Here is a 16,538-nt window from a genome sequence, read left to right on the forward strand (position 1 = left end):
TAAAATTCATTAGAATTTATGAAAAAACTAATATATATCCTGTTATTACTTACCGCCTTTACTAGCGGCTCACTTTATGCCCAAGGGCAACTCGTCAGCGGTGTTGTTTCTGACGCTAAAGAGACCCTACCAGGCGTATCTGTTTTCGAAAAAGGGAAAACAACCAATGGTACCTTAACCGATGAAAATGGTAAATTCCGCATTACTTTGAAAGGACAAAGTGGCGTATTAATCTTTCGTTCATTGGGTTATAAACAACAAGAAGTGTTAATCACGACACAAACTAATCTAAATGTAGTGCTTGAACCTGAAGACAAAAGCCTCGACGAAGTAGTCGTTGTAGGGTTTGGTCAACAGAAAAAACTAACCTTAACTGGGTCCGTAAGTTCGGTTTCTGGGCGCGAAATTCGTGAAAACCCTGCTGCCAGTTTACAAAATGCTTTGGCAGGTAAATTACCAGGCTTTTTCTCGCAACAACCTTCGGGTCGTCCTGGGGCAGATGGTGCCAACTTTTATATCCGTGGTGTTAGTTCTTACAATGGTAACAACCGTCCTTTGATTATCGTAGATGACGTTGAATTCTCTTATGACCAATTTGCAAGAATTGACCCTAATGAAATTGAAAGTTTGTCCATTTTGAAAGATGCCTCTACTACTGCTATTTACGGTGTAAGAGGTGCTAATGGTGTAGTAGTAATCACCACTCGTCGTGGGAAAGAAGGTCCACCACAAATTACAGTAAGGGTAGAAACGGCTCTTTCGCAACCAACGAAGATTCCTACTTACTTGAATGCTTACGAGAGTGCTAAATTGTATAATCAAGCACAAATTAATGATAATGCGGCCAACCCGAATCCATCATTTAAACCTCGTTTTTCTGATCAGGATTTAGCATTATATCAAAATGGTACAGACCCATACGGTCACCCAGATGTAAACTGGAAAGATGTTTTATTTAAAACTTTCAGTAAGCAATACAGAGGTAACTTAGATTTGTCGGGTGGTACACAAAGAGTAAAATATTTTGTATCAGTTGGGTATTTGAACCAAGATGGGATGTTGAAGGATTACGGTCAAGACCAAGGTGTAAATAGTAATTACTATCACCAACGTTATAACTACCGTTCAAACCTCGATATGAGCGTTACTAAAAGCCTTGACTTACGTTTAGACTTATACGGAAACTTTGCACAGGTAAATACGCCGCAAGTAGGTAGCCCGTTCGGGTATAACGATTTGTTCTATGATTATAGCAGTTTTGCTACATTAGCTCCTTTTGCATATCCTGTTTATAACCCAGATGGGTCATTAGGATACAGTACTTGGAGCCGTAACGAAAACCCAAGTTATAATGTAAACAACGTGGTGGGTCGTTTGAAATACTATGGTTATAGCCAAAGCAATGAAAGTAATATTAACTTCATTGGTTCGGCTAAACAAAAGTTGAATTTTATCACAGAAGGATTAAACATTCAAGGACGTATTTCTTTTACAAGCAATTATGCTTATACTAGAAGTATGACGCGTGATCAGTTCCCTTCATTCATCTATAATCCGACTACAAATTCTTATGAAGCGCGTGACCCTAACGTATATAGAGTAAGAAGATTCTTTCTTGGCTACGACCCAAAAAGTACTTCAAGAGTATTGAACTTACAGTTTATTTTGAACTACGACAGAACTTTTGCTAAAGCTCACCACGTGTATGGATTGGCATTGATGAACCGTAACTCAAACACTGCTGCAAACAGTAATGGTATCTATAACTTTATTCCAAGCAATTTCCAAGGTTATTCTGGTCGTTTGGGATATGATTACAAAAACCGTTATTTATTACAATTAAATGCAGCCTATAATGGTTCAGACCGTTTTGTTAGCGACAAGCGTTTTGGTTTATTCCCAGCGGCTTCGGCAGGATGGAATATCTCGGAAGAGCCTTTTTTCCAAGAAAGTCGTCTGTATAAATCAATCGATTTACTTAAAATTCGTGGTTCGTATGGTATCGTAGGGAATGATGCATTGGGTAGTAGTTTCTCATATTACTATCAGCAAAATTATGGTACTGGTAACGGTGTATCACAAGCAAACTTTGGGTATTCGAGCAATGGTTATAACAGTATTTTTGAAGGAACGCTAGCCAATAATGATGTAACGTGGGAAAAGGAGAAAAAACTAGACGTAGCCCTTGAATTTGGTTTATTCAATAGCAAATTAACAGGTAGTATAGATTTCTTTGATAACAACCGTTACGACATTCTTACTACTCGTGGTACTATTTCTGCTATTTTCGGACAAGGCTTACCTCCTGTAAACATTGGTAAAGTAAACAACCGTGGTTATGAGTTAGAATTAGGATACCAAAGTCCTACCTACAATGGTTTCTCTTATTCAATCAAAGGAAATTACTCGGTAGCTAAAAACAAAATTGTTTTCCAAGACGAACCTAGTTCATTGTATCCTTATCAAGCTTATACAGGTAACAGCATCGGACAATCAAGAGTTTATACATTCATCGGTTATTACAAAAGTGCAGATGATATTGCTAATAGTCCTAAAACTGCAGTGCCTGTACAACCCGGAGATTTGAAGTATGCCGACTTAAACAACGATGGTAAAATTGATGGTTATGATATGTCTGTAACAGGTAATCCAAATACACCAAACACAGTGTATGGTATCAATTTAGGCATTCGTTACAAAAGTATCAGTATCAGTGCCAATTTTCAGGGAGCTCGTAATTTCAGTGTGAGAGGAACTTCAGAATCTATCCGTGCTTTTGCATCTAATCTAACCGCTATACACCAACAAGCTTGGACGCCAGAATTGGGTGATAACGCCAAATATCCCCGCCTTACTTTATTAGGTGGAATTAGTGATCCTGCGGGTTATCCTTCCACATTCTGGCTAATTCCAGGCGATTACCTTCGCTTAAGAAATGCACAGGTGAATTTTGAAGTACCAAGTAAGTTTTCTCAAAAAATTGGTATTCCTCAAATCCGTATTTATGTAAATGGTTCAAACCTACTTACGTTTACTAGCTTAAGTAAATTGTATGAATTTGACCCTGAGATTACATCTGGTACTGATAGAGTGAGTTATCCACCACAAAGACTTATAAATCTTGGCATAAGTGCCACATTCTAAGTGTTTAACCATATTTGAACTAATCGTTTCATGAAAAAAATATTGTTGATTGGATGTATCATTGGTAGCCTTGCCGCTTGCAAACCTTCTGGTGATTTCCTAGACCCTAAAACAAATGCTTTAACCGAAGAAACGGTTTTTAGCGATAGTACTCGTACAATGTCTTTCTTATTCCGTATCTACGGAGACGTTGGCTTTAGTTTTAACAAAGGCCGTTGGGATTCTCACGGTAATACCGAAGAAGCGACAGACGATGCTGAATACCGTTATTCAGGTACTGGGCAAAAAGCGGTAGTACTTTATAGCGGTACAGGTAGCCCGACTAATTTTCCTTTCCTTGAATTTTGGTCGACGCCTTATACTAATATACGTAGAGTAAACCTTTTGTTGCAAAAGCTTCCACAAACGCCATTGTCGGCTAAGCTTAAGGCACAAATGGCTGCTGAAGCGAGATTCTTAAGAGTTTGGTATTACAACTGGCTATTAATTAGCTTTGGTGGTGTGCCTATTATCAAAGACAAAGTGTATGACATCACCGACTTTGTGAACGAGCCTCGTACTTCTTATGCTGAATGTGTATCTTATTTAACTAGTGAATTGGATGCGATTGCATCACAGTTACCTACAAGAAATGAGTATTCAGAACAAGATTATGGCCGTATTACAAAAGGTGCATGTCTAGCCTTGAAGTCAAGAATTTTACTTTATGCGGCTAGTCCATTATTCAATGGTGGTGCTGAAACGCAAGATGCAAATTTGGCTAAATTGGTAAGCAATCCAACTTATGATGTTAGTCTCTGGCAAAAAGCTGCTGATGCGTCATTGGCAGTAATTAATTCGGGTGAATATAGTTTGTATAAGGATAATACTACCGCCCCAGGTTATGGTTTTGCTCAAGTGTTTTTGAATAGAGTAAATACTGAGTATATCTTTTTCCAAAACCGTGCTGCCAATCGTGATATGGAAGGCTTTTATAATATGCCAACCAGAGGGGGGGGGTATAATGCAATGCCTACGCAGAATCTGGTAGATGCCTTTCCAATGAAAAACGGAAAAGCAATTACTGATCCAACTTCGGGGTATGATGTTAATAATCCTTATAAAAATCGTGACCCTCGATTTGCCAATTCTATTGTTTACAATGAATCGTTGTATTACTTAGCATCATCAAATACATTGAGTCCTGTTTATACTTATGAAGGAGCTGCCTCAGATGGCTTTACGTTAGCTGGACAAACAACTGGGTATTATACGCGTAAATTATGTGATGTAAATATTTCATCTAATAGTAGTTTTAACGCTAATAGAGGTTGGCCATTGCTTCGTTATGCAGAAATTTTATTGAACTATGCTGAAGCGATTAATGAAGCTGGTAAGCCAGATTTGGCTTATAGTAAATTAATTGAACTACGTGATAGAGCAGGTATTGAGCCAGGTGCTGATAATCTTTATGGATTAAAAGCTGGTATGACTAAAGAAGAAATGAGAGAGGTAATCAGAAATGAACGACGTATTGAATTAGCTTTTGAAGACCACCGTTGGAATGACATTCGTCGTTGGAAAACAGCCATGGTTGTTAGCAATGGTTTTAACAAACGTATGCGTATTGTTAAAACAGGTAATACTTATACTTACCAAGTTACTGAATCTATCAGACGCCATAATTTCCGTCCAGAAATGTATCTTTTACCAATTCCTGATGCCGAAGTACGCAAAGCTCCTGCAATGCTCCAGAATCCAGGATGGTAGTTAGTTAATTGTGAATTAGTGAGTTGTGGATTTTGAATTAGTAATAATTTAGCATTCACAACTCACTTTTTTATTATATGAGTTAATAATAATTCTCTTAAAACCAAGCATTGAAGCTCTCATCACTAGCGAGGGACTTAAGTCCCTCGCTAGTGATAATCATCTGATTATTAGCAATTTACAAACTCATGGGTAATCAATAGCATTTAAACCCCTCCTTATACGAAATCCAGTAATTCGCTAACTCGCAATTAATTCATTCTATACGCCGATGGATTCATTTGTAATTGTTTTCTAAAGAAGTTATTAAAATGGGCTGGTTCTTCAAACCCCAAACAGTAGCTTATCTCAGAAATATTCCAATCAGTGTGTTTTAGCAAAGCTCTTGCCTCGTTTATTAATCGTTCTGTGATTAAATCGGTAGTAGTTTTGCCTGTTGTAATTTTAATCGCCCTATTCAGATGATTTACATGCACATATAGTTTTTCAGCAAAATCTTTTGCCGAACGCAACGAAAATCTTTGTGAAGGTGATTCTATCGGGAACTGACGCTCCAACAATTCTGTAAAAACAGCCGTAATCCTAGAATTAGCATCAGGATGTTGATAGAGTCTTTCGCTAGGCTCAATCTTCATCGCTGCATGAATCATTTCTGTAACATAATTCCGGATAAGGTCATATTTGTAACGATAATCTGAATTTATTTCCGCTATCATTTTCAGAAAAATTCCACTAAGGTATTCATCTTGTGCTTCATTCAATAAAAAAGCAGGCTTCCCTCCTATTTTGAACATTGGTAAATCATTGATATTGCTCCTAAGATTTTCAGTAAAAAATGCTTCCTTGAAAATACAAAAGAAACCTGTAGTTTCTCCAGAAATCAACTCCCACGTATAAGGTACTTGTGGATTAAAAAAAATGAGCGTCGGTCCATCTATTTCGATGCTTTTATCGGCATAATGATAGATATTACGTCCTCTAATTAAGCTCACTTTATAAAAATCTCTACGACTATAATTGACGGGCGTTCCCCCTGCGATGCAGTCTTCTAACCTAAAAACATTAAAATGTCCTAAATCCTGTTTTAAGTTATCGGGAAGATAGTTGAATTTATGTTGATAAAAATCTTCTAAGGTTTCAGTCGTAGATATCATTTGTATAGATTTTTTTCAAAGCCCAAAACACGCTTAAAAAGCAGGTCAGGCATAATTTACCAAATTATCGTTTCCTTTAAAAGAAGTATGATTGATTATTTTTCCTTTTACAAAATCATCATGTCTTAATTATCAAACCCTGTGGCAGTAGCTAATGTTCTTACGCTTTCTAAATCTTGTTTTACTGCTTCCATTTTCACTTCTGCTAAATGGTATGCATCTGCCCCTAAAAATAAATGCAATGGTGGTTGTTGAGATTCAGCTATTTTGATAAGCACTTGAGCAGCTTTTTCAGGGTCGCCATTCTGGTTACCATCATAGTCTTTTTCATGTGTGCTTTGTACTTCACGCACTGTTTGATAGTCTTCAATTTGGTTTTTAGGAACACTCAAAGAAGTAGCACTTAAGAAGTTGGTTCTGAAATATCCCGGTGAAACGATTGTAACGTTGATGCCAAAGTCTTTCACTTCTGCCGCTAATGATTCTGAAAAACCATGCATGGCAAATTTTGTAGCACAGTAAATACCAAATCCAGGAAATGCTCCTGTAAATCCACCGATTGAAGCAATGTTAAAAATATGTCCTGATTTTTGTGCTCGTAAATAAGGTAAAGCTTGACGGATAACATTCAACGAACCAAACACATTTACTTCAAAATTCTGACGCGTTTCTTCATCACTCAATTCTTCTACCGCACCCACTAAACCGTATCCAGCATTGTTGACGATTACCTCAATTTTACCAAAGTAATCTACCGTTGCTTTAATCCCTACTGCTACACTTTCTTCTTGCGTAAGTTGTACCGCCAATGGTAGAAAGTTGTCTGAAACGATACCGACTGCTTCCCTAAGTTCTGCTATATTTCTTGATGTAGCAGCTACTTTTTGACCATTATTTAATAGTTGTTTTACTAATACAAGCCCTAAACCTTTAGATGCTCCAGTAACAAACCATACTTTTAGTGATGTATTTTCCATTATACTAATTTTGTTTTGTTTGACAATATTTATTGTTTTTAACGATACAAAATTAGTGTAGGAATCAAACAGCGTGATTGCGGTAAACAAAGCAATACTTGCAAAATTCAAACAATTTGTTCTTTGCTGTAGGCGATAGGCTATAAGCTTTAGTTGAAAATTTATATAATATTGTCATTGCCTAAAGCTTATCGCCTAAAGAAAAGAATTACTCTAACTCCTTACCCGCAAAAGCCAAACACTGCATCGCAGCCAAACCCCATTGAGCCACGCTATTGGTTGAAATACCAACTCCTTCGTCAATAGGATTCAGGACTTTAGGCCCTGCCAATTTTGTAATTTGCATTGATGGTTTTCTGATGCCACCCTCTCCTGCATAAAATTCTTTCCAAGCACGCTTTCCTAATTCGGGATTCTTATTACGCATAGCCGCAAAAGCTGTTAGTCGTGCATGTCCTTGTTCTAAGTTTAGTTTTTTCAGACTTTCGCCCAATACGGCTTTCTGTTCTTCGGCTGTGCCATTATACAATTGACAATATTGTAGCCAAGCCTTCTCGAAAATAGGCATATCCACTACATCTATTAATTCTGCACAGATTTCAGCTAAACCAAAAACGGCACTCAGGTGAGACACAGAAATCTTTTTAGCATCTTCCTGTTGGTATTTTCCTGTTGCTAGTTCCATGATAGCCCCACCTGCAAAAAAGCCATGTGCTTGTTCTGCAATGGTACGCATGCTATTTAATAATTTAGCTTTAATCTGTGGGTTCTCAGTACGCTCCCACTCAGTAAGCCATGCGGCAGACAACGCCCCCCAGTCTGTACCAAAAGAAACACTAGCATATTCGCCTTTAGGGTCTGACAATGGTGCTTTTTGACCTATTTTCCTACCCGGAATAATGGTTCTGAGTGTTCTATCAGCATTTACTTGCTCTCTCATCAAGTCTCCTACTCTTTCGTCGGCTGTCAGGTAATAATAAAAACGACGGTTGGCGGCTGTACTAATTCTAAGTTGTTTGGCACTACAACCCCAATGTTGTACATTATGGCGTGAACCAAGTGGACTGAATCTTCCGATATGATGCACATCTACTTCTCCTGTATGGCGAGTCATGGCTTCTGCCATTCTGAATACATCGCTTCTGCCTGTTCTTAAGAAATAGTACCAAAGCCATAAGTCTGTAGAGAGTTCAGAGTTATCCCAAGCAAATCCCCCAACATCATATTTCCAAACGTGACGGTCTTGGTCATAACTGTGCATGACATCTCCAAAATTCCAGAAACCATACCAACGGCGTTGGTCAATCTGTTTTTTGTAATAGTCAAAATGAAAATCTAACTGATTTTCAATGACTTGCTTTTTAGGAGATGTTTTATCGGGTAAACTAAACGCACTCCCAAAAATACCCACTCCTGCTAAATATTCAGGAGTTGCTACAAGCAATGGAGGTTCTTGTATTTGCTGAGCAATATCGGTCAACATTTCGTTGGATGGCGTTTCGGCTAAAGCCCATATTTGTAATTCACTGGTGCGTGCTACGCCAAAAGGTCGGCCAAATTCAGGTTCATAATCTTCATAAGTGATGTCAAGAGCATTTAATTGTTTCTCATAAGTATCTTCGCCCATCCCATCATGATAGGCACGTAAATCCATTGCTGGCGCTTTAGGTGCCCAAAGCCATAATGTTACTTCACCTAAAGCTGTATGCGCATTTTTGATGTCTATCTGAGCAGGGTAACTCTGCCAAAAATTGCGGATACCAAAAGCCAATCCTCCTTTTGGTGTACCTAAATAACCCGTTCCACTAGCACGACCACCATAAGCAGACTGCACCCACGAGTAGCCTGTTTTGGTTCTTTTCTGAATATCAAAAGCATCTGGCGTGCCCTGAAAAAGCGTATAATCTCCAAATGCAGGAATATATTGTATGTTTTTAAGCACATTATCAGGTATTTGCGTTACCGTCTTCCCTCCTATCTGAGCATCTAATGCTACTCTTCCTGCATCTCTTCTTAAGCCTGATAATCCTTGCACGGCTTCAGCAAATACACCTTTGTTTTCGCCTACAAAACGTATATGCCTGTCATACAATGGTTCATTCAAAGGCACTGAAAAACGAATACCTAGCCCTTTTATAAAATCTTTGTTTTCATCTCCATCATAAATAATGGTATGCAACATCCTGATAGATTCAGCTTCAGTATAAAAATACAAACGCACTACAAAGGGTAATATGCTTTTTTTCTGAGCATTTTCGTGTGTTCCTTCTATCTTAACTACGGCTCTGATAGCTCCGCTTTGCTCTACTATTACTTTATTGATTTTTCCTTCAAAAGTATCTATCCTGAATGACTCCCCTCCTTCTACCTTATCTTGTACCGACAAAACTAATTTACCATTTTGTCCAATCTCTTTCCCTGCACTTTTCAACGATGTAATCAACGTTTGTCCATTTTTGCTGATTTCACATTGAATCTTTCCTGTATCTATTTTAATACTTTCGGCACTGTCCTCAATTGCTAATGAAGTAGCCGGTTTGCTACTTTTACCAATTTTCAATTGTATCTTTTCCGATAGCTTTTCATTTTTACTAATCGCATGGGCAGTCCACTTTAAACTACCATCTGGCCAATAAGCCAATGGCCAAGTTTGAGTAGGAATAATGTTTTCATTACTCGCCAAAGTAAGTTCTGTTCCTTTTTTCAACTGACCCTTAGGCCACGGTGTACCCCAAGTAGTTCCTTTAAAAAGGGAAGAATATTGGGTATCTAACCATGATAAGGGCACAGTATTGGTTGCTGTGATGATACTTTCTTTATCTTGGCTATTTGCAAACGAAGATGCTAAAGGAAGACCAGCAGTAGCAATCATTGATTTTTTCACGAATGCTCTACGGGTAAAAGAAAAGGGTGACTTCATTTATTTAGAGTTGTATTGTGGATTTCCGCCGACACTAGTCTCGACGATGTTGTTAGTGATTGAGTAAATGTCCAAAGCTAAATGCTTATGTTGTCAGCTCAAGGCTAAAAAGCAATTTTTTCAGTAATTTTACCCAATTTTTAACTAAACTATACTTTTGATTCGTGAAAAAGCTAATGTTGTTCCTCATATCCTCTATTTATTTACTTCAAACTGGTTGTAAAAATATTAATCCTAACCATCAAAAAGACCTTTATTCCGAGAATTTCAATGGTAAATTAAATCCTAAAAATTGGGTTCCAGAAATTGAGCCTTTAGCCAACTCTAAGGTATATACCGATAATGGCAAATTAGTCTTAGATACCAAAGGTGGCATTAGCGTATGGTTCAATCAACCTCTACAAGGCAATTATATCATAACTTTTAAGCGTAAAATTATTGTAAACGGTGGCGTAAACGATAGACTTTCAGACCTTAATGTATTTTGGTTAACAGAAGACCCTGCTAATGCCAATCTCTTTACACGCTCTGGTAAATTCGAAGATTATGATAATTTAAAGATGTATTATGTTGGCATGGGTGGGAACACCAACACCACCACACGTTTTAGAAAATATCAAGGCAATGGAGATCGAAAGCTTTTAGCAGAAAAAAACGATGCTCATTACCTATTAAAAGCTAACCACGAATATCAAATAAAGATTATTGTCAAAGACGATATTACTAGTTTTTGGGTAGATGACGAGAAATTCTTTGAAGCTACCGATGAACATTTTCCTAACAAATCTTATTTTGGTTTTCGTTCTACTTTTTCACACCAAGAAATTTGGGATTTTAAGGTTTTTAAAGACTAAAGAACTTTAAGACTGGAAGATTTAAGGAATAATGGATTTTCTCCATGCGTATGGTAACGCATCTGTCAGAGTATGGGAAAATACATAACCAATGATTAAAAGAAGGCTTAGATTTAATTATAACTTAATCAACAATAAACTATATAAAGCTACCAAATTAATTAAAATAAATAGTTAATTTACAGAATATTACAAATAAATACACAAAATAATATAATTATATTATTTAAATAATTTTCCTTGCGATAGGTTTCAATAAAAACAGGGACACACAATGTGTTGTCCCTATTAAAAGAAATATAATATATAAGTAATATTTTACCAGCCAGTATTCTGCACAAGGTTAGTGTTTAATTGTAGCTGTTGTGATGGAAGTGGCAATAAATAGTGTTTTTCTTGCCATACTCTACTCGACTCCAAACGATAATTACCATTGACAACATTATTTTTGATACCCGACCAATATGTCTCATAAGCTGTACCAGTCCACGTAATTCCTTCAATTGGCTTTGGCATTTCTACTTCAGCCGTTTTCCAGCGAATCAAATCATCTCTTCTAAATCCTTCTAAATACAACTCAATCGTTCTCTCTCTTCTAATTTCTGTTCTTAAATCAAGTCCATTAGCCTGTACGAAGCCATTGCTTAATTTGGGCATCGTTTTGTTTACACGATTACGAACCAAATTAAGCGACTTGTCTAAATCAACATCTGATATTGCTTCGTTTCTTTCATACACTGCTTCAGCATAGTTTAATAATACCTCAGCATATCTGATGACAGGGTAATCGTACCCTTCTTGGTTATCATCTAAACGTCTTTCAGTACAAAACTTTTGATTACCATATCCAGAAGCAGTATTTGATTTATGCTTTCCTCTTGATAAAGCAAGTTCCGCTGCATCTCCTTTCCAGTTGGTTCTAGCACCCGGATTCTCGTTGTCAAAATAATAATTGCCATCAAGCATCATATTATATTTCATACGGCTATCTCTGTTTTGATATTCAGAAGTTGTTGTTGCAAAGCCTTTGAAAAGTGGCGATTTATCAATAGGTATACCGTCTTTGCTAAGATACATGGTAGCGAATTTGCGGGTTAACCATACAACATTGTTTAACATTGTATGAGTAACATTAAAACGTATCTGACGTGTTGCAAAATCATATCTATTCGCTAAAATATATTCTTTATTAGCTGCTTTAGTAATATTAGCAGGGTTTGACTGCTGGTTTTCTAAGATAAACAGATATTTCTGAGCAGAGTCTCCTAAGGCAACTGGTGCAAACAATTCATATTGAACACTTTTAATCACCTCATCTGAATTAGCAATGGCTTTATCCAATAAAGTATTTGCACGTGTTGTGTTACCTCTTGATTTCTGCCATGTACCTTCATACAAAGCTACTCTTCCTAAAAAAGCTTGTGCCGCTCCTTTGCTTATTCTTCCTTTATCAGTGGTTGCAATAGCACTTTCTGTTGGTAGTGTGGCAATGGCAGCTTCTAAATCCTGCACAATAAAATCTACTACTTCATCTCTGGTATTTCTTGGATTAGTAAGCTCTTGTGAAGTAGTTGTCAATAATTTTGAAACGATTGGTACTCCTCCAAATTGCTGTAATAAATCGAAATAGATGTATGCTCTAAAAAACTTTGCTTCGGCTACATATTTCTGTATTTCAGTGGGTTGACTATAGGCGGCTGCTTTATCCAATAAATAATTGGTGGCACGAATCCTTGCATAAGCGGTATTCCAATTACCATCAGATGCTGGAATAGTATTTGAACCATTACTATAAACAGAACCACCTGTTACATAAACGATATCACTACGACGGTCTGAATGTGGATTATCATTAATTACATCCGTAAAAGTGCGTAAATATGTATAAAATTCATTAGCAGCTAGTTTAAACTGATCAGCAGTTTTCCAATAATCTGCATCAGAAATCTCATTGATAGGTTTCATATCAACCAAATTATTACAGCTAACGTTGGTTAGTAATAGTCCTGCGAGTGCTATTTTTAAATATATATTGTTAAATTTCATTTCCTTATTAATTTTAAAAATTCTCAATGATTGTAATTGTACACAATGAAATATCAGCTATTAAACTCTTAGAATGTTAAGTTAACACCAAATGTAAAATAGCGATAAAATGGATAACGTTGACTGGTTGTACTTACGTTTAGGTTATCAGAATCACCAGCATTTGAAACTGTTCTTGGAGCTTCTGGATCCCAACCATCTTTAATTTTTGAGAATTCAAATAAATCATTTCCTGAAAAGTAAACTCTTAATCGTTCAATTTTAGCTTTCTGAGTTATGCTTTTTGGAATAGTATAACCTATTACTATATTTTTCAATCTTAAATAAGAGCCATCTTCAGCCACCCAGTCAGAAGGAAAATAGTTATAATTATTGATTGTTCCAGTACTCGAAATACGAGGCAAAGTAGCGTCTGTCCTAGTTGGTGTCCACCATTGGTCTTGAAAAGCCGCATTCTGAGCTTGGAAAATTACAGCCGCTGGAATACGCCAGTTACCATCACGAATGATTGTTCTTTTACCTATTCCTTGGAATATAAAATTCACATCAAAGCCTTTGTATTCTATTCCACCATTAAATGAATATGATAAACGAGGTCTATCTGTTCCTAAAAAGACAGCATCTTCAGGAAAAGTAATTTTACCATCGCCATTTACATCTTTGTACATATTATCACCCAAGGCCAATTTATTATTTGCTTGAGCCGTTTCTGCACCTGCTGGCATACCGATATTATTTCCAGTAATGTACTTTCTATAATTAGCTAATTGCTCTGCTGTTTGAATACGTCCATCATACACTAAACCAAAATATGAATCAATTGGATAGCCTTCAACGGCACTATTGAAACCTCTGTTGGCACTACTGATAATATTTTGTCCACCAAAATTCACTAACTTATTTTGATTATCTGAAATATTCCCCCCAATACGGTACGAGAAATCCCCAATTTTATCTCTCCAGTTCAAAGAAAAATCCCACCCCCAAACAGATAAATCGCCATTATTCCCTTTAGGAGCCGAGGCCCCAATCACAGCCGAATAGGTTCTACTTAATAACATATTATTATTTCTTTTCCAGAAATATTCAAATGTTCCTGATAGTTTTCTATTCAATAAAGTAAAATCAAGTCCTATGTTTTTAGACTCCAATCTTTCCCATGTACGGTCATAAGCTACCAATGTACCTGTAGGTGCAACACGCACTACAGGACTTGTACCAATAATTGGGTAGTTTGCATCAGTAGAAGATGTTGAATATGCTAAGTTCAAAAATTGAATATAGTCATAGTTATCAATACCACTTTGGTTACCCATTATACCATACGAACCTCTTAATTTTAATTCATCAAATACGCCTAAATCCTTCATAAAGGTTTCTTCACTCAAACGCCATCCTCCAGAAATACCATAAAATAATTTCCAACGATCTTGTGCACGGAATTTTGAAGAACCATCATAACGTGCATTAGCCTCTACAAAGTATTTATCTGCATAGTTGTAGTTCAAACGACCAAAATATCCCCCCAATGCTGTATGAAATTGTGTTTCTTGGACTGTTTTAGAAGTCCCATCACCTGTACTTAGCGATAACGACGGTGGTACATTAGCTAACACATCAAAGGTTTTAGCGATATAGATGTTTTTCTCAAAACGCTCAAACTGAGCTCCTACTACTCCTTTGATGTTATGTTTATCTCCAATTTGTTTATCATATTCTAAATATCCATTCAAGTTATAATTAGCTTCTTGTCTGGTAGAGCGTTGATAAAAGCTACGTGTAGGTAATGTTGAAAGTAAAATATCGCCTGCATAATTATACCAAGGAATAGCATTTCCTAGGGTTCTGATATCTGTATTGAACAAATAATACCCCGCAAAACCTACTGCCTTGAATGATGGTGAAAAGTTATACGTTAAATTTAAATTCGTATTTAAACGATTATTGTACTCATCATTATCTCCACCTAAACTCGCAATCTGGTTTACAGAGGCATTGCCTAAACCTGAGCCCCAAATATATGGCTTTCCAGTCAATCCTAGTCCACTTAAGGGCTTACCCGGCTGATTTCCGTTATTTACAATATCTCCAAGGTAAGTAGGTTGTGTAATATCTTGTTTTTCAAAAGAGATATTTGTCTCCATCCTTAGTTTACTAGTAAACTGATAATCATGAGCCATACGGAAGTTATAACGCTTGGCTGAATTATTTCCCACTTTCAATAAACTTCCGTCGTCTAAATATCCTAATGAAATACGGTATCCTGCTTTTTCTGTTCTGCCCGATATACTCAATTGATGTTCTGATGAACGAGCATTTCCCCACAACATATCTTGCTCTGTTCCATTAAAGAATGTAAAATCTTTAACATCTGAAAACAAACTTGCACCATTTGGACTCAAAGCATCATATTCTGCTTTCGTAAGCCATTGTTTACCAGCAGCCAATGCTAACATTGAAACGTTCCCGTAATTATACCAAATGTCAGTGGGCGCAAATCCGTCAGCAGTTCTGGCTTCCTTCATCATTGGTCCCCAACCATTGATATCAATTAGTTTTGGTAACAGTCCTACTTTTTTGAAGGAAGTAGAAGCATTATATTCGATAGTCATTTTGCCAGACTTTCCTCTCTTAGTAGTAATCAAAACAACACCTCCAGCCGCTCTAGACCCATAAATAGCCGCTGCACCATCTTTCAAAAATGAGATATTCTCTATATCATTCGGGTTAAAAGAATTTAAAGCACTAACGCTTGGCACAGGTACGCCGTCTACAATCACCAATGGTTCAGTCGCATTTGCAGATGAAGCACCACGAATTTGGAAGTTCCAGCCTTCACGACCAGCCTGTGCAGAACTACGTGTTACCGTTACTCCTGCTACTTGCCCTTGCAAAGCCGCTAATGGACTTGAAACAGGCCCTCTATCTTTGAAAGTAGCTGCATTAACCGTTGACACAGAACCTGTTAAGGTCGCTTTCTTTGCTGTACCATAACCCACCACTACTACCTCTTCCAGTGATTTAACATCATTAGCTAGCGTTACGTTAATGTTTATACGTTTCCCAACAACAATCTCTTTTTTCTCAAAACCTACAGAAGAAAATATCAAAACAGCCTTCTCATCAGGTACAGAAATAGTATAATTACCCAATGCATCAGAGGAAGTTCCTTTTTGCGTTCCTTTAATAGAGACATTGGCACCGGGTATCCCCTCTCCTTTTTCGTCAGTTATTTTTCCTTTTACTAACTGTTCTGCTTGAATTAATTCTGTACTTAAATTTTCGATTGTGCTAATGCTAGCAATCGACTTCAAGCCTCTTTTTAATATAATTCTGTTTCCTGCTAATTCATAATCTATTTTTAGCGGACTTAATAGTCTGTCTAATACTTTATTGAGCTTTTCGTTTTCAGCATTAAATGATATTTTCTGTTTACCATCAAAAATTTGATGGTTGTACATAAACTGTACTTCAGAAGCTTTCTCGATTGTATGTAAAATAGACTCAATATTCTGATTATATAATTGCACTGAAACTTTGCGTTCAAGTATTTCCTGAGCGATTGTCTTATGAGCTTGTGCGATAGTTGTGAATACAATCGCCATAAATACTTGATACAGACTTATTCGCATGATTTTAAAAATTGTTTTTTGAAATAGTAATCTGTTTTTCATACATTTGTTTGTTTTGTCAT

At 36.8% G+C, this 16,538-nt stretch carries 8 protein-coding genes; 3 read left to right on the plus strand and 5 right to left on the minus strand.

Going from position 1 to position 16,538, the window contains the following annotated elements:
- The first annotated feature begins 18 nt into the window (after window positions 1–18).
- Both VB264_RS08895 and VB264_RS08900 read left to right on the plus strand, forming a co-directional pair.
- Window positions 19–3,144 (plus strand): SusC/RagA family TonB-linked outer membrane protein, encoded by a 3,126-nt coding sequence (locus VB264_RS08895; RefSeq protein WP_323248598.1) that lies wholly within the window; start codon window positions 19–21, stop codon window positions 3,142–3,144.
- A gap of 30 nt (window positions 3,145–3,174) precedes the next feature.
- Window positions 3,175–4,893 carry a RagB/SusD family nutrient uptake outer membrane protein gene (locus VB264_RS08900; RefSeq protein ID WP_323248599.1) on the plus strand — a complete coding sequence of 573 codons (1,719 nt, stop codon included), beginning with the start codon at window positions 3,175–3,177 and terminating at the stop codon, window positions 4,891–4,893.
- Between the two features lie 251 nt (window positions 4,894–5,144).
- On the opposite strand, the gene VB264_RS08905 is transcribed toward VB264_RS08900, so the two are convergent.
- The 3 genes from VB264_RS08905 to VB264_RS08915 all read right to left on the minus strand — a co-directional run bounded on the left by VB264_RS08905 (window position 5,145) and on the right by VB264_RS08915 (window position 9,944).
- The gene (locus VB264_RS08905; RefSeq protein WP_323248780.1) at window positions 5,145–6,044 is read right to left on the minus strand and encodes a helix-turn-helix domain-containing protein; all 900 of its coding nucleotides are present in this window, start codon (window positions 6,042–6,044) and stop codon (window positions 5,145–5,147) included.
- A gap of 128 nt (window positions 6,045–6,172) precedes the next feature.
- Complete coding sequence (locus VB264_RS08910; RefSeq protein ID WP_323248602.1) at window positions 6,173–7,024, minus strand: SDR family NAD(P)-dependent oxidoreductase; 852 nt, start codon at window positions 7,022–7,024, stop codon at window positions 6,173–6,175.
- 208 nt (window positions 7,025–7,232) lie between these two features.
- Entirely contained in the window at window positions 7,233–9,944 is a 2,712-nt protein-coding gene (locus VB264_RS08915; RefSeq protein ID WP_323248603.1) for an exo-rhamnogalacturonan lyase family protein, read from the minus strand.
- A 176-nt stretch (window positions 9,945–10,120) separates the two neighbouring features.
- On the opposite strand from VB264_RS08915, the gene VB264_RS08920 reads away from it, so the two are divergent.
- The gene (locus tag VB264_RS08920; protein WP_323248605.1) at window positions 10,121–10,798 is read left to right on the plus strand and encodes a DUF6250 domain-containing protein; all 678 of its coding nucleotides are present in this window, start codon (window positions 10,121–10,123) and stop codon (window positions 10,796–10,798) included.
- A 318-nt stretch (window positions 10,799–11,116) separates the two neighbouring features.
- Here VB264_RS08920 and VB264_RS08925 read toward each other — a convergent pair whose 3' ends face one another.
- Both VB264_RS08925 and VB264_RS08930 read right to left on the minus strand, forming a co-directional pair.
- Window positions 11,117–12,844, minus strand: a complete 1,728-nt coding sequence (locus tag VB264_RS08925; RefSeq protein WP_323248607.1) for a RagB/SusD family nutrient uptake outer membrane protein — start codon at window positions 12,842–12,844, stop codon at window positions 11,117–11,119.
- A 68-nt stretch (window positions 12,845–12,912) separates the two neighbouring features.
- Window positions 12,913–16,518 (minus strand): TonB-dependent receptor, encoded by a 3,606-nt coding sequence (locus tag VB264_RS08930; protein WP_323248609.1) that lies wholly within the window; start codon window positions 16,516–16,518, stop codon window positions 12,913–12,915.
- Window positions 16,519–16,538: the final 20 nt, after the last annotated feature.

Origin of the sequence: Arcicella aquatica, assembly GCF_034928825.1 — a bacterium.
In the GTDB taxonomy this organism is placed as follows: Bacteria; Bacteroidota; Bacteroidia; order Cytophagales; family Spirosomataceae; genus Arcicella; species Arcicella aquatica.

What these genes read in the sequence shown, in the direction of transcription:
- VB264_RS08915 (WP_323248603.1), bottom strand. Translation starts at nt 9,944, where the DNA reads ATGAAGTCACCCTTTTCTTTTACCCGTAGAGCATTCGTGAAAAAATCA.
- VB264_RS08910 (WP_323248602.1), bottom strand. Translation starts at nt 7,024, where the DNA reads ATGGAAAATACATCACTAAAAGTATGGTTTGTTACTGGAGCATCTAAA.
- VB264_RS08895 (WP_323248598.1), top strand. Translation starts at nt 19, where the DNA reads ATGAAAAAACTAATATATATCCTGTTATTACTTACCGCCTTTACTAGC.
- VB264_RS08900 (WP_323248599.1), top strand. Translation starts at nt 3,175, where the DNA reads ATGAAAAAAATATTGTTGATTGGATGTATCATTGGTAGCCTTGCCGCT.
- VB264_RS08930 (WP_323248609.1), bottom strand. Translation starts at nt 16,518, where the DNA reads ATGAAAAACAGATTACTATTTCAAAAAACAATTTTTAAAATCATGCGA.
- VB264_RS08920 (WP_323248605.1), top strand. Translation starts at nt 10,121, where the DNA reads ATGTTGTTCCTCATATCCTCTATTTATTTACTTCAAACTGGTTGTAAA.
- VB264_RS08925 (WP_323248607.1), bottom strand. Translation starts at nt 12,844, where the DNA reads ATGAAATTTAACAATATATATTTAAAAATAGCACTCGCAGGACTATTA.